2 pseudogenes are annotated in these 627 nt (G+C 70.5%); both read right to left on the minus strand.

Features of this window, described 5'->3' with window-relative positions:
• Positions 1–252, minus strand: a pseudogene (locus VKA29_RS12525) (2-oxoacid:ferredoxin oxidoreductase subunit beta); the annotation flags it as partial.
• Positions 242–627: pseudogene (locus VKA29_RS12530) on the minus strand (2-oxoglutarate ferredoxin oxidoreductase subunit alpha); the annotation flags it as partial. The pseudogenes VKA29_RS12525 and VKA29_RS12530, both read right to left, overlap by 11 nt.

Raw genomic sequence — 627 nt, forward strand, 5'->3', positions numbered from 1 at the left:
GGCGCGGCCGTGGATGGAGTGCATCCCGTAGGTGTTCATGTAGTACGGGAAGCGGGAGGAGCAGCCGATGCCGGAGACGAAGACGATGTTCTCGCGGGCCAGGCCGAGTTCCGGCATGAAGCCCTGGACCGCGGCGAGGATGGCGTAGTCACCGCAGCCGGGGCACCAGCGCACCTCCTGATCGGACTTGAAGTCCTTCGCCGCGAGGGCGACTTCGCTCCTCGGGACCAGGGACAGCGCTTCAGCGGGCATGGAGGGCCTCCTTGAGGGCCGTGGCGAGCTGCTCCGCCTTGAACGGCATGCCGTTGACCTGGGTGTGCGACTCCACGTCGACCGCGTACCCGGCCCGCAGGAGCCCGGCGAGCTGCCCGAGGTTCATCTCGGGGACCAGGACGCGCTCGTAGGAACGCAGCACCGTGCCGAGGTTCTTGGGGAAGGGGTTGAGGTGGCGCAGGTGGGCCTGCGCGATGGGTGCGCCGGCGGCGCGCAGGCGCCGTACCGCGGCGGTGACGGGGCCGTAGGTGGAGCCCCAGCCCAGCACGAGGGCGGTCGCGCCGTGCGGGTCGTCGACCTCCAGGTCGGGCACGCTGATGCCGTCGATCTTGGCCTGGCGGGTGCGGACCATGA

It is taken from the genome of Streptomyces sp. H51 (assembly GCF_035656535.1).
In the GTDB taxonomy this organism is placed as follows: domain Bacteria; phylum Actinomycetota; class Actinomycetes; order Streptomycetales; family Streptomycetaceae; genus Streptomyces.